Annotated in this window: 10 protein-coding genes; 3 read left to right on the forward strand and 7 right to left on the reverse strand. The window is 58.8% G+C overall.

The window, feature by feature from the left end:
* Positions 1-22 precede the first annotated feature (22 nt).
* From ACK5JN_RS12915 to cecR, 4 genes are read right to left on the reverse strand one after another with little or no spacing between them, the layout of a single operon-like run.
* Positions 23-1,156: an ABC transporter permease gene (locus ACK5JN_RS12915; RefSeq protein ID WP_416870553.1), complete on the reverse strand. Its 1,134-nt coding sequence runs from the start codon at positions 1,154-1,156 to the stop codon at positions 23-25.
* Entirely contained in the window at positions 1,146-2,885 is a 1,740-nt protein-coding gene (locus ACK5JN_RS12920) for an ATP-binding cassette domain-containing protein (protein ID WP_416870554.1), read from the reverse strand. The genes ACK5JN_RS12915 and ACK5JN_RS12920 overlap by 11 nt, the downstream gene beginning before the upstream one ends.
* Entirely contained in the window at positions 2,878-3,873 is a 996-nt protein-coding gene (gene hlyD / locus ACK5JN_RS12925; RefSeq protein WP_416870555.1) for a secretion protein HlyD, read from the reverse strand. The genes ACK5JN_RS12920 and hlyD overlap by 8 nt, the downstream gene beginning before the upstream one ends.
* Positions 3,870-4,547, reverse strand: coding sequence for a transcriptional regulator CecR (gene cecR, locus ACK5JN_RS12930; RefSeq protein WP_416870556.1), 678 nt, complete (start codon positions 4,545-4,547; stop codon positions 3,870-3,872). Before cecR ends, hlyD begins: the two co-directional genes overlap by 4 nt.
* A gap of 228 nt (positions 4,548-4,775) precedes the next feature.
* Here cecR and rhlE point away from each other — a divergent pair, with 228 nt between their 5' ends.
* From rhlE to ybiB, 3 genes are all read left to right on the forward strand, one after another.
* Positions 4,776-6,137 (forward strand): ATP-dependent RNA helicase RhlE, encoded by a 1,362-nt coding sequence (gene rhlE / locus ACK5JN_RS12935; protein ID WP_416870557.1) that lies wholly within the window; start codon positions 4,776-4,778, stop codon positions 6,135-6,137.
* Positions 6,138-6,233: 96 nt separating this feature from the next.
* Positions 6,234-8,372, forward strand: coding sequence for an ATP-dependent DNA helicase DinG (gene dinG, locus ACK5JN_RS12940; RefSeq protein ID WP_416870558.1), 2,139 nt, complete (start codon positions 6,234-6,236; stop codon positions 8,370-8,372).
* A 42-nt stretch (positions 8,373-8,414) separates the two neighbouring features.
* Positions 8,415-9,383, forward strand: a complete 969-nt coding sequence (gene ybiB / locus ACK5JN_RS12945) for a DNA-binding protein YbiB (RefSeq protein ID WP_416870559.1) — start codon at positions 8,415-8,417, stop codon at positions 9,381-9,383.
* A gap of 212 nt (positions 9,384-9,595) precedes the next feature.
* Here the strand turns inward: ybiB and ybiJ are convergent, their stop codons facing one another.
* The 3 genes from ybiJ to ACK5JN_RS12960 form a co-directional block, all read right to left on the reverse strand.
* Complete coding sequence (gene ybiJ, locus ACK5JN_RS12950) at positions 9,596-9,856, reverse strand: DUF1471 family protein YbiJ (RefSeq protein ID WP_416870560.1); 261 nt, start codon at positions 9,854-9,856, stop codon at positions 9,596-9,598.
* 461 nt (positions 9,857-10,317) lie between these two features.
* On the reverse strand, positions 10,318-10,995 hold the full coding sequence (gene ybiX / locus ACK5JN_RS12955) for a PKHD-type hydroxylase YbiX (RefSeq protein ID WP_416870561.1): 678 nt from the start codon (positions 10,993-10,995) through the stop codon (positions 10,318-10,320).
* 46 nt (positions 10,996-11,041) lie between these two features.
* Positions 11,042-13,318, reverse strand: coding sequence for a catecholate siderophore receptor Fiu (locus ACK5JN_RS12960; protein WP_416870562.1), 2,277 nt, complete (start codon positions 13,316-13,318; stop codon positions 11,042-11,044).
* Between the last annotated feature and the right edge of the window lie 87 nt (positions 13,319-13,405).

The raw sequence follows: 13,405 nt of genomic DNA on the forward strand, positions 1-13,405 counted from the left end.
GCAGCGACCCCGGGAAAAGCAATCAATCCAACCGACGTTTGGTCTTCATCCACGTCAGGCCAATAAACATCACCGCCGAGGCGATCAAAAACAGCGTATTCACCATCAACACCACCGGAATATTGCCCGCCAGAAACAGGCTTTGCAGGGTGCTGACGAAATAGCGCGCCGGGATGATATAGGTCACCACCCGGATGGCCGCGGGCATACTGTCTATCTGGAAAATAAATCCGGACAGCATAATCGACGGCAGAAACGCCGCGTTCAGCGCTACCTGGGCGGCGTTAAACTGGTTACGGGTGATGGTCGAAATCAGCAGCCCCATCCCCAGCGTGCTGAGCAAAAACAGGCTGGTGATGAAAAACAGGATCAGCAGCGAGCCGCGATACGGTACGCCGAGAATAAACACCGACACCAGCATACACAGCAGCATCGCCAGCATGCCGAGGAAATAGTAGGGAATCAGCTTGCACAACAGCAGTTCGACGCGGGTCACCTCGGTAGAAAGCAGCGCCTCCATCGTGCCGCGCTCCCACTCGCGGGCAATCACCAGCGAGGTGAGAATCGCGCCAATCACCGTCATGATGATGGTGATCGCGCCGGGAATAATAAAGTGCTGGCTGATGGCCGCCGGGTTAAACCAGTAGCGGGTCTGCACGTCGATCAGCGGCTCAAACTGTTGACCGTTGTCCTCCGCGCGCTGCTGCTGCCAGATTTGCCAGATGCCCTCGACGTAGCCCTGCACGAAGTTAGCGGTATTGGGCTCGCTGCCGTCGGTAATCACCTGAATCGGCGCGTCGTCGCCGGGTCGGGCCATCTTGCGGTCAAAATCTACCGGCACCACCACCAGCCCGCGAATGCGCCCGGCCTGCATCATCTCAATTAGCTGCTGACGGTTATCGCTGATGGTGGCGTCGATATAAGGGGAGCCGGTCAGGGTATGGGTGAAATCCAGCGCTTCCTGGCTCTGCTGCTCGAGCAGCACGCCGACCCGCAGCTTGCTGGAGTCGAGGTTAATACCGTAGCCGAAGATAAACAGCAGCAGCAGCGGGATCACCACCGCAATCAGCCAACTGCTGGGGTCGCGAACGATCTGCCGCGTCTCCTTCACGCACAGCGCGCGCACCCGCCGCCAGGACAGCATTCTAGCGCTCATCGGCATGCTCCTTATCCCAGTCGTTGATTAGCGTAATAAACGCCTGCTCCATGGTCGGATCCGGCTGCTGGTCATCCGCCGCCTGAGCTTTTAAATCGTCCGGCGTGCCGCTGGCAATCAGCTTGCCGCGATAGACCAGCCCGATACGGTCGCAGTATTCCGCCTCGTCCATAAAGTGGGTGGTCACCATCACCGTCACCCCTTTTTCCACCATGCTGTTGATATGCAGCCAGAACTCGCGACGAGTGAGGGGGTCGACGCCCGAGGTCGGTTCGTCAAGAAACAGAATATCCGGCTCGTGCATCAGCGAGCAGGCCAGCGCCAGCCGCTGCTTGAAGCCCAGCGGCAGGGCGTCGGTGGTATGGCGGGCAATCGCCTTCAGGCCGAACGCGTTGCTCATGCTGTCGATTTTGTCATTCTGCGCCCGGCCGCGCAGGCCGTACACGCCGGAGAAGAAGCGCAGGTTTTGCTCGACGGTGAGGTTGCCGTACAGCGAAAACTTCTGCGCCATATAGCCCAGGTGCTGGCGCGCCTTACCCGAACCGACTTTCAGGTCCATATTCAGCACCAGCGCGTTGCCGGAGGTGGGCACCAGCAGCCCGCACATCATCTTAAAGGTGGTGGATTTCCCCGCGCCGTTTGGCCCCAGCAGGCCGAAGATCTCGCCGCGCTTGACGGCGAAGTTGACATGATCGGTGGCGGCGAAATCGCCAAATTTCTTGGTCAGCTGTCTGGCTTCAATCACCGTTTCATCCGGCGAACCGTCGACGGTGTGCAGAATCGCCCCCAGCGGCGACTCCGACGTGCCCGCGCCGCCCAGCAGGTCGATAAAGGCATCTTCAAAGCGCGGCGTGGTCTCCGCGATCTCCAGCTCGGGCATCCCCGGCGCACCGGTTAAATCCTCGACGCTGGCCGATTTTTTGAGGATCACGCGCACCGAACGCCCCTGAATCATGCCGTCGCTGACCATCTCCTGTTTCAGCGCCCTTTGCAGCAGCTTGCGGTTATTTTCCGCCGGGCTGTGCATCAAAAAGCTGCGTCCAGCCATGGTACGGGTGAGGGCGGTGGGTTCACCCTGATACAGCAGTTCGCCTTCGTTCATCAGCAGCACGTCCTGGCACTGCTCGGCCTCATCGAGGTAAGAGGTGCTCCACAGGATCAACATGCCGTCGCCCGCCAGCTCGTGCACCATCTCCCACAACTCGCGCCGCGAGATGGGGTCAACGCCGACGCCCGGTTCATCTAGCAGTAAAACCTTCGGCTCGCCGACCAGCGTGCAGGCCAGCCCCAGCTTCTGCTTCATCCCGCCGGAGAGTTTTCCTGCCAGACGCCCGGTAAACGGCCCCAGCGCGGTGAACTCCAGCAGCCGGGCAAAGGTATTCTCCCGCGCCTCGCCGGTGACGCTGCGCAGGTCGGCGTAGAGATTGAGGTTCTCCATGACCGTTAAATCTTCATACAGGCCGAATTTCTGCGGCATATAGCCCAGCACCGAATGCAGCGCGCTATCGTCGGCAATCGGGTCCAGCCCCAGCACGCTGGCGCTGCCTTCGTCCGGCTTCAGCAGCCCGGCGAGCATACGCATCAGGGTGGTTTTCCCCGCGCCGTCCGGGCCGACAAGCCCGGTTACGTAGCCGCCATTGATGGTGCAGTCCAGCCGGGCGACCGCCGGTTTATCCATCCCGGCGAAGCGTTTGATCAGCCCGCGGAGTTGAATCTGCTCGTCACTCATGGCGCGGCTCGTCGTTAAACTGCAGCGTCACCGGCATCCCCTGACGCAGGCTGTCGTCGGCGTCGGTGACGATAATGCGCAGGCGATAAACCAGATCGGTACGCAGGTCCGTGGTCTCTACCGTTTTTGGCGTGAACTCGGCGGTGGGGGAGACGAAGCCAATTTTGCCGTGGTACGGCTTATCCGGACGCCCATCGGTGTAGAGCAGAATTTCCCTGCCCGGCTGCGCCTGGCTGAGGTTTTTCTCATCCACATAGGCGCGAACCCATACCGGGCGGGTGAGGGAGAGCGTCAGCACGGTGCTGCCCGCGCTCAGCATGCTGCCCGGCTCAACCGCGCGGGTGAGCAGGGTGCCGTCGGAAGGGGCGGTCAGCACGGTGTCATGCAAATCGAGGGTGGACTGCGCCAACTGTGCCTGCGCCTGTTCCAGATTGGCCTTCGCCTGGGCAATTTCCTGCGGACGATTGCCCGCACGGTACTGGCTGAGTTTATCCTGCGCGGATTTCAATGTCGCCAGCGCCTGGTCGCGGGACGAACGGGCGTTTTCCAGATCGTTGGCCGACAGCAGTTTGCGATTCCACAGCCCCTGCTGGCGCTGTAAATAGCTTTGCGCATAGTCGTAGGCCGCCTGTGCCTGTTTGACCGAGGCGGCGGCCTGGGCAATTTCTTCCGCCCGGTAGCCGGCCATCATCAGATCGTACTGCGCCTGCGCCGTCGCCACGTTGGCTTTGGCCTGCATCAGCGCGTTTTCATACGGCGCCCGATCCAGCTGGCCGAGCGTCTGGCCCTGCTTGATGGCATCGCCTTCATCGACCGTCAGAGATTGCAGGCGGCCGCCGACGCGGAAACTCATATTCACGGTGCGAATATCCACGTTGCCGTACAGCGTCAGCCCGTTGTTTTGCTGACTCTGATACCACCACGTGCCGCCGCCAATCAGCGCGACGATGATGACCACCGCCAGAATAAGGACCACCGGTTTTTTCATGACGTCAGACTCCTTTGGGTTAATCCTTGCAAAATCAGATCGATATGGCAGGTGACTACCTGGAAAATTTGCTCGGCTTTATCGGCGTCGAACCCCGTCCAGCCGGTGCGCATCAGGATGGTTTCCCGCCCGAGGCGAAACGCCAGCACCTCGCCGAGCAGGGCGTGAGTGTGGAGAATCATTTGCGTGCTGTTGGCATCGCAGCCGGTATAGGCGGCAATCAGCCGGGTCAGGTGCGCGTGCAGCGGGGCGATCACCTGATCGTGAATCCGCTGATAGGCGGCGGTCGGCGACAGCTGCTCGCGCGAGATAAATTTGCTGAGATTGAGGGTGTCGTCCTGGGTCAGCAGCAGGATCATATTCTGGCAGGCGTGAAGGATTAGCGCGCGCATGGCGGCTCTATCCGGCTGCGGCGCGGCAAACAGCGCCTCGGCGGCCTCGGCGTGCTGGCGAAAGTTCTCGCCGATAAAGTCGGCGATCCATTGGGCGCAGGCCTGGTATAAATCTTCTTTTGAGCCAAAATAGTAGGTAATGGCGGCGATATTCTGCCCCGCCTGGGCGGCAATATCGCGGGTGGTGGCGTGCAGCCCGTACTCGCCAAACTGGGCGAGCCCGGCGGCAATCAGCTGGCTTTTGGCCTGCTCGCCTTTGCTGGTTATCGGTGTGGTTATCATGGCACCGCCAAAATTAATCAAACGATTGATTAAGATTATGCCGCTATTTTGAGCTTGTCCAGTCTGGTGAATAATCTTGTTTTCCCGCCGTAAGGGGATAATTTATGCGGTGTATCACAAAAACTGCTACACTCCGCCCCTTCATGACATTGTGGTTTTTGTCATTACCTGTTTTTTTATCCCCTCGAAAACTACACCGCATGCGGTCGGGGTGGGTGTGGAGTACTTATGTCTTTTGATTCCCTCGGACTGAACCCCGATATTCTGCGTGCCGTTGCTGAGCAAGGCTACCGCGAACCCACCCCCATCCAGCAGCAGGCGATCCCTGCGGTACTGCAGGGCCGCGATCTGATGGCCAGCGCGCAAACCGGCACCGGTAAAACCGCTGGTTTTACGCTGCCGCTGCTGCAGCTGTTGGTTTCCCGCGAGCCGCACGTGAAGGGCCGTCGCCCGGTGCGCGCGCTGATCCTCACCCCCACTCGTGAGCTGGCGGCGCAGATTGGCGAAAACGTCCGTGATTACAGCAAATACCTGAACATCCGCTCGCTGGTGGTGTTCGGCGGCGTGAGCATCAACCCGCAGATGATGAAGCTGCGCGGCGGCGTTGACGTGCTGGTGGCCACGCCGGGTCGTCTGCTGGATCTGGAACACCAGAACGCTGTTAAGCTCGATCAGGTGGAAATTCTGGTGCTCGATGAAGCGGACCGTATGCTTGATATGGGCTTCATCCACGATATTCGCCGGGTGCTGACCAGGCTGCCGGCTAAGCGTCAGAACCTGCTGTTCTCCGCTACCTTCTCCGACGACATTAAAGGTCTGGCGGAAAAACTGCTGCACAACCCGCTGGAAATTGAAGTGGCGCGCCGTAACACCGCCTCCGAGCAGGTGACGCAGCACGTTCATATGGTGGATAAAAAGCGTAAGCGCGAGCTGCTGTCGCAGATGATTGGCGAGGGCAACTGGCAGCAGGTGCTGGTGTTCACCCGCACCAAGCACGGCGCGAACCATCTGGCGGAGCAACTGAATAAAGACGGCATCCGCAGCGCCGCCATTCACGGTAATAAATCGCAGGGCGCGCGTACGCGTGCGCTGGCCGACTTTAAATCCGGCGATATTCGCGTGCTGGTGGCCACCGACATTGCCGCACGCGGCCTCGATATCGAAGAGCTGCCGCACGTGGTGAACTACGAGCTGCCGAACGTGCCGGAAGACTATGTGCACCGTATTGGCCGTACCGGCCGTGCGGCGGCGACCGGCGAAGCGCTGTCGTTGGTGTGCGTTGATGAACATAAGCTGCTGCGCGATATCGAGCGCCTGCTGAAGAAAGAAATTCCGCGTATTGCGCTGCCGGGCTATGAGCCGGACCCGTCAATTAAAGCGGAGCCGATTCAGAACGGTCGTCAGCAGCGCGGCGGCGGTGGTCGTGGCCGCGGTCAGGGGCAAGCCCAGGGGGCGGGTCGCGGCCAGCAGCCGCCGCGTCGTAACGACGGCGGCGCGCCGAAAGCCAAACCGCGCAGCGCGGAGGGAAAACCGGCTGGCGATAAGCCACGCCCGCCTCGCCGCCCGCGTAAACCCGCAGCAGCACAGTAAATTGCGAGCCCGGCCGAAAGCCGGGCTTTCTTTTTTGCGACCGCGTACAGAAAATGCCACAATAGTGGCTGTTTATACAGTATCTCAGGTTTTCTCATGGCTTTGACCGCTGCGCTGAAAGCGCAAATCGCCGCCTGGTACAAGGCGCTTCAGGAACAGATCCCCGATTTTATCCCCCGCGCGCCGCAGCGGCAGATGATTGCGGACGTCGCCAAAACGCTGGCCGGGGAAGAGGGGCGGCATCTGGCGATTGAAGCGCCGACCGGCGTCGGGAAAACCTTGTCCTACCTGATTCCCGGCATCGCCATTGCCCGTGAAGAGCAAAAAACGCTGGTGGTCAGCACCGCCAACGTGGCGTTGCAGGATCAGATCTACAGTAAAGACCTGCCGCTGCTGCGCAAAATCATTCCCGACCTTCGTTTCACCGCCGCCTTCGGTCGTGGCCGCTATGTGTGCCCGCGCAACCTCGCGGCGCTGGCCAGCACCGAGCCAAATCAGCAGGATCTGCTCGCGTTTCTGGATGATGAGCTGACGCCGAGCAGCCAGGAAGAACAAAAGCGCTGCGCAAAGCTGAAGGGCGATCTTGACGGTTACAAGTGGGACGGCCTGCGCGACCATACCGATATTGCCATTAACGACGATCTCTGGCGGCGGCTCAGCACCGATAAAGCCAGCTGTCTGAACCGCAACTGTCACTATTATCGCGAATGCCCATTCTTTGTCGCCCGCCGCGAAATTCAGGAAGCGGAAGTGGTGGTGGCTAACCACGCGCTGGTGATGGCGGCGATGGAGAGCGAAGCGGTGCTGCCAGAGCCGAAAAACCTGCTGCTGGTGCTCGATGAAGGCCATCACCTGCCGGACGTCGCTCGCGACGCGCTGGAGATGAGCGCCGAGATTACCGCGCCGTGGTATCGGCTCCAGCTCGATCTGTTCAGCAAGCTGGTGGCGACCTGCATGGAGCAGTTCCGCCCGAAAACCACGCCGCCGCTGGCGCTGCCGGAGCGGCTGACCGCGCACTGCGAAGAGCTGTATGAGCTTATCGCTTCGCTGAATAACATTCTTAATCTGTATCTGCCCGCCACCCAGGAAGCCGAGCACCGTTTCCCGATGGGCGAGCTGCCCGACGAAGTGATGGAGATTTGCCAGCGCCTGGCGAAGCTTACCGAAATGCTGCGCGGGCTGGCGGAGCTGTTCTTAAACGATCTCAGCGAGAAAACCGGCAGCCACGATATTGTGCGTTTGCATCGCGTGATTTTACAAATGAACCGCGCGCTGGGCATGTTTGAGTCTCAGAGCAAGCTGTGGCGGTTGGCGTCGCTTTCTCAGGCGTCGGGCGCGCCGGTCACCAAGTGGGCGACCCGCGACGTGCGCGACGGGCAGATGCACGTCTGGTTCCACTGTGTCGGTATTCGCGTGAGCGATCAGCTTGAGCGTCTGCTGTGGCGCAGCGTGCCGCATATCGTAGTGACGTCGGCCACGCTACGCTCGCTCAACAGCTTCTCGCGCCTGCAGGAGATGAGCGGGCTGAAAGAAAAAGCCGGCGATCGGTTTGTGGCGCTGGACTCGCCGTTTAACCACGTCGAGCAGGGAAAAATCGTTATTCCACAGATGCAGTACGAGCCGCTGATGGAGAACGAAGAGCAGCATATCGCCGAAATGGCGGCCTATTTCCGCGAGCAGGTTGAGCGTAAAAAACATCACGGCATGCTGGTGCTGTTTGCCAGCGGTCGCGCAATGCAGCGCTTCCTCGAGTGCGTAACCGACCTGCGGCTGATGCTGCTGGTGCAGGGCGATCAGCCGCGCTATCGGCTGGTCGAGCTTCACCGCAAGCGGGTAGAGAACGGTGAATACAGCGTGCTGGTTGGGCTACAATCTTTCGCAGAGGGGCTGGATCTGAAAGGCGATCTCCTCAGTCAGGTACATATTCATAAAATCGCCTTTCCGCCCATCGACAGCCCGGTGGTGATTACCGAAGGCGAGTGGCTCAAGAGTCTTAACCGCTACCCGTTTGAGGTGCAGAGTTTACCCAGCGCGTCGTTTAACCTGATTCAGCAGGTCGGGCGCCTGATTCGTAGCCATGGCTGCTGGGGCGAGGTGGTCATCTACGATAAACGGTTGTTGACCAAAAACTACGGTCAGCGTTTACTGAATGCGTTACCGGTTTTCCCGATCGAACGTCCGGAAGTGCCGGAAGTCAAAAAGAAAGCCAAAGCGCCACGCCGTAAAAAACGGTAGCCTGGCCTGCGTTGTGCACGACGACGAGCAAAGGAGCAGAAAATGGATTATCGCAAAATCATCAAAGAAATCGGACGTGGTAAAAATCATGCCCGCGACCTTGATCAGGACACCGCGCGCGGCCTGTACACCCGAATGCTTGATGGTGACGTTGCGGATCTGGAAATGGGCGCGATTTTGCTCTCTATGCGCATTAAAGGCGAAGGCGAAGCGGAAATGCTCGGCTTTTATGAAGCGATGCAGCAGAAAATGATGCGCCTGACGCCACCGGTTGGCAAACCAATGCCGATCGTGATCCCGAGCTATAACGGGGCGCGCAAGCAGGCCAACCTGACGCCGCTATTGGCGATGCTGCTGCATAAGCTGGGCTTCCCGGTGGTAGTACACGGGGTCAGTGAAGATCCGACGCGCGTGATTACCGAAACCATTTTTGAGCTGATGGGCATTGAGCCTACCCGCCACGCCGGGCAGGCGCAGGCGAAGCTCGACGGCCATCAGCCGGTCTATATCCCGGTTGGCGCGCTTTGCCCGCCGCTGGAGCGTCAGCTTAACCTGCGCTGGCAGCTTGGGGTACGCAACAGCGCGCATACGCTAGCCAAGCTGGCGACGCCTTTTGCCGAGGATGCGGCGCTGCGTCTGTCCAGTGTCTCGCACCCGGAATACGTGGGCAAAGTCGCGAAGTTCTTTGGCGATATCGGCGGGCGCAGCCTGCTGATGCACGGCACGGAAGGTGAGGTGTATGCCAACCCGCTGCGCTGCCCGCAAATTACCCTGATTGACGGCGAAGGGGCGCGGGTGGTGAACGCGCGCCAGAGCGAGCAGGCGGATGAAACGGTGGTGCTGCCCGCGGGTAAAGATCCGCAAACGACCGCGCTGTGGATTGAACGCTGCGTGGCGGGCGTCGAGCCGGTGCCGCAGTCGCTGAAGATTCAGATCGCCTGCTGTCTGCTGGCGACCGGGGAAGTTAGTTCCATCGAAGCGGGCCTGGCCCGCATCGCGCAGGCTTATTAGCCCCCCGGCTTAAAAAACCCACCGCTCAGTCCTCTCTCCCCTAAAAAGGGAGAGGGGGCACACCGTGCCAATACGCTATTTCTCCGTCCTCCTAAATTCTACGCAAAAAAAAGCCCGGCGTGGCAGCCGGGCAAAAAAGGGTATCAACAAGTTCAATGAGGGTTGGAGCACCCGCGAGAGGTCAGCTCACGGGGTATAACAGAGGGTGGCGATTATTTGTAGATAACCGCAGTACCGCTAACTTTGTTGTTGGTGTTAGCAGAAGTGATGGCGTAGCCGGTAGCGCCAGCATCGGCCGCTTTCTGCGCCAGCTTAGCTTCCAGACCATCCAGGGTGCTTGCGCCGTCTACGGACACAGTACCGATTTCATTCATACCCTGCGCCTGAGCCTGAGTGACAGGTTGTGCAGCGAAAGCACCAAAAGACAGGGCAGACAGGGCGATGGCAGCAACAGCATATTTAACGTTTTTCATAATATTCATCTCTCGCAGGTGGTTCTGTTCAGGGGGACGATGTCTTCGTCGATGTGATAAGTATCACGTTTTTATTCGACGGAATAAATCGAAGAGAATTGATGACCACAATCAAAAAAATTGAATGATTATTAATTTATTGATTATTAATAAATTATTCACGGTATGAATGGGTTTGCGCTGAATCAGTCGGAAGAGGGGGACGCGAAGGCACAATTTGCCACTTTTTTTCCAGAAAAGTGTACTCGTAAAGATAACCGATTGCTCTGTATGTTGCGGTATAGATTTGTAATAAAACCTGTAAATTCCGCGATTGATTGGGATTATATCCTGATTCGCGTGTTTACCGTAAGCTTTTATCTTGCTTGTTTAACGGGCGGAAGCGAAGCGGCGAGCATTAGCGCTGCGTCTGTTTTCTTTCGCCCATCTTTTTCATATATTTTGAGAAATATTCGCGGGTTTTAGATCTCAGACCATTCGCGCAGCAGGTTGTGGTACAGATTGAGCAGCGAAAGCGCCTCTTCCGACTCACCGTGACGGCTCTTGAGCGATTGAATATTACGGTCGAGCTCGAATAGCATCGCGCGGCGCTTATCGTCGCGGATCATCGACTGAATCCACATAAATGACGCCACGCGTACGCCGCGCGTCACCGGCGTGACGCAGTGCAGGCTGCTGGAGGGGTAGAGCACCAAGTCGCCAGCCGGGAGCTTTACCGCATGCTGCCCATAGGTGTCGTTAATCGTCAGTTCGCCGCCGTCATAACTTTCCGGGGCAGACAAAAATAGCGTCGCCGATAGATCGGTGCGCATCCAGCCGCTATGGGGATGCTGGCGTACCGCGCCGTCGACGTGAAAACCGTAGGTTTCCTGCTGCTGATAGCGGTTGAACAGCGGGCTTGAGATCGTCTTCGGCAGCGCGGCGGCAAAAAACAGCGAGTGACGATTCACCGCTTCCAGCACGCGGGCCTGAAGCGCCCTATAGCGTTCGCTGCGCGTATCAACCTGCTGATTGTTTTTCACCTGCGCGCCCTGTGCGCCGACGGTCGCCCGGCCATCCACCCACGCTGCCTGGTCGAGTTCTTCAATAAGGTCACGCACCTCGTCTGCGCTCAGCACGCCGGGAATTCGGTACATCATGGCGGTGTCTCCTGAAAAAAGTGGGGCTTTCGCCCCACGCTGTCATTTAGAAGTGAACGTTAGCCGTTAACACAAAGGTGCGCGGTTCGCCCGGATGGTAGCGATAGCCGCTCTTGTTGATGGAGGCAACATAGTTGGTGTCAAACAGGTTGTAAACGTTCAGCTGCAGGTCAAGGTTGCTGTTGACGCGGTAGCCCAGCTTCGCGTCGGCGACCCAGTAGCTATCGGTTGAATCTGGCGTGCCCACCGCGCCATCTTTGCCACGATGCATGCTGCCGATATAGCGTGCGCCTGCGCCGACCGAAAGGGCCTCGGTCGCCTGGTACTGGCTCCACAGCGTAAAGGCATGCTCCGGCGTGTACGGCAGAGAATCACTTCCATCCTGCGCCACGTCGGCCCCATCGCGCACCGTCGCACGCTGCTGGGTAAAGCCGCCAATCACCTGCCATTCCGGGGTGATGTTACCCGCGACGGACAGCTCATAGCCCTCGACACGCTTGGTGCCGTATTGGGAGTAGGTGCCGTCATCGTTGGCTTCCACATCGTTTTCAATGTCGGTGCGGAAGATAGCCGCGGAAAGCAGCAGGCGCTTATCCAGAATTTCCCACTTGGTACCCGCTTCGCTGGTTTTCGCCTTCTGCGGTTTGAAGTCGGTACGGTTGGCACTGCTGCCGGTACCGCCCGCCGCCAGCGCGAAGTTGCTGCCGCCCGGAGGCTGCTGGGAGATGGCATAGTTGACGTAGACGTTGCCATTCTGCGTCAGGTGGTAGAGCGCGCCGGCCTTCCAGTTCACCAGGTTATCGGACTTGGTTGCGTCCACGGTGGTGACCGGCGAGTTTTTCGCCACGCCCGCCGGGCAGGCGATCGCGCCGCGCCCGGTGCCGCCGCACAGTGAGGTGCTGTTGTATTCGGTATGGTAGTTATCCAGACGAATACCGCCGTTCAGCTCGAAATCACGGGTGATTTGCAGGGTATCAAAGGCGTAAATTCCGAACGTATCGGTCTGGCCGTTGGCGCCGCTGCGTTGCAGGCTGCCCAATGAGACATTGCTGTCCGGGTGATACAGGTTAACCGGCGGCGCGGTGAACGGGTACACGCCGTAGTTGGTCTGCTGCTCGTGGGTAAACTCTACGCCGGTACTGATATCGTGGCCGATAGCGCCGGTATAGAACTTCGAGGTCAGGTTGGTCTGGTTGGTGAGGATCTTGTTGCTGACATCTTTGGTGTTGATGTTGCGCGTCCAGGTCCAGCTGTTGACGTCGGCCGGGTTCGGTCGGCCAATATTGCTCGCGCCGCCCATGATCGCCGTCATCATGTAATCCTGCTTGATCTGCGACCAGCGGGTGGTGTTACGGATGGTGGTGCTGTCGTTGACGTCATGCTCAAAACGCATCGTCACCGTGTCGGTGGTGGAGTCGTCGTAGTCGGAGCGGGTGCCGTAGAAGTTATGGGTATCCACTTTGCCGGAGCTGTTCAGCGCAGAAGTCGCAGCGTCAGGCGCGGAGTAGCCCGGCAGGCCGACGGTTGGTACGCCGCCGTCCGGCGTGTTGTTTTGGCTGACGTGCAGATAGTTGAGATACAGACGGTTTTGCGTCCCAAGCCCAAACGCGATGGACGGCGCAATACCGTAGCGTTCGTTTTTGACGTTATCACGTCCGGCGTCGTGCGTTTTTTCGCCCATCAGGTTCAGACGAACAGCGCTGGTTTCACCAATCGCTTCGTTCAGGTCCAGCGTGCCGCGTCGATACCACGCGCTGCCAACGCTGGCGGAGGCGTCGATGCCCGAGTCCAGACGCGGCTGCTTGCTGATCATATTGATGGATCCGGTTGGCGCGCTGCGGCCGTAGTCGGAACCCGATGGCCCTTTAATCACTTCCACCTGCTCGGTGTTGAAGGTATCGCGAGTCACGCTGCCAATATCAAGAATGCAGTCGATATAGATGCTGTTAGAGTTATCCGCGCAGCGCATATAGATGGTATCACCCGTCGACGAACTGCCGTTTTCCCCGGCAAAGAAGGCCCCCACGCCCGGCACGTTTTTCAGCGCGTCGGTCAGGTTAGTGGCGCCCTGATCCTTGAGTACCTGCTCGGAAATCACGGTGACCGTCCGGGTGGTGTCGGCAATCGGGCGGCTGAATTTCGGGTCAGCCGACTGCGTTGGGGCATACAGTGAAGGTACCTGCGCTTCAACAACCAGCGTATCACCGGTACTTTTTTCTTTGCCCTCATCCGCCTGAGCGGCGGGGGTTAGCCCAAGGCACAGGCCGGTAAAGAAGGTGAGAGAACTCAGGTTACTGAACGGGGTGGTGCGATTTTTTTCCATATCAATGAGCATCTTATAATTTTTAAAAAGCCATTAAAAATGACAATAGGGATCGTCTCGTCCCCTTTGCCACTGCAGGTTTCTTCA

The sequence above is a fragment of the Kluyvera sp. genome (assembly GCF_047971185.1).
Classification (GTDB): Bacteria; Pseudomonadota; Gammaproteobacteria; order Enterobacterales; family Enterobacteriaceae; genus Kluyvera.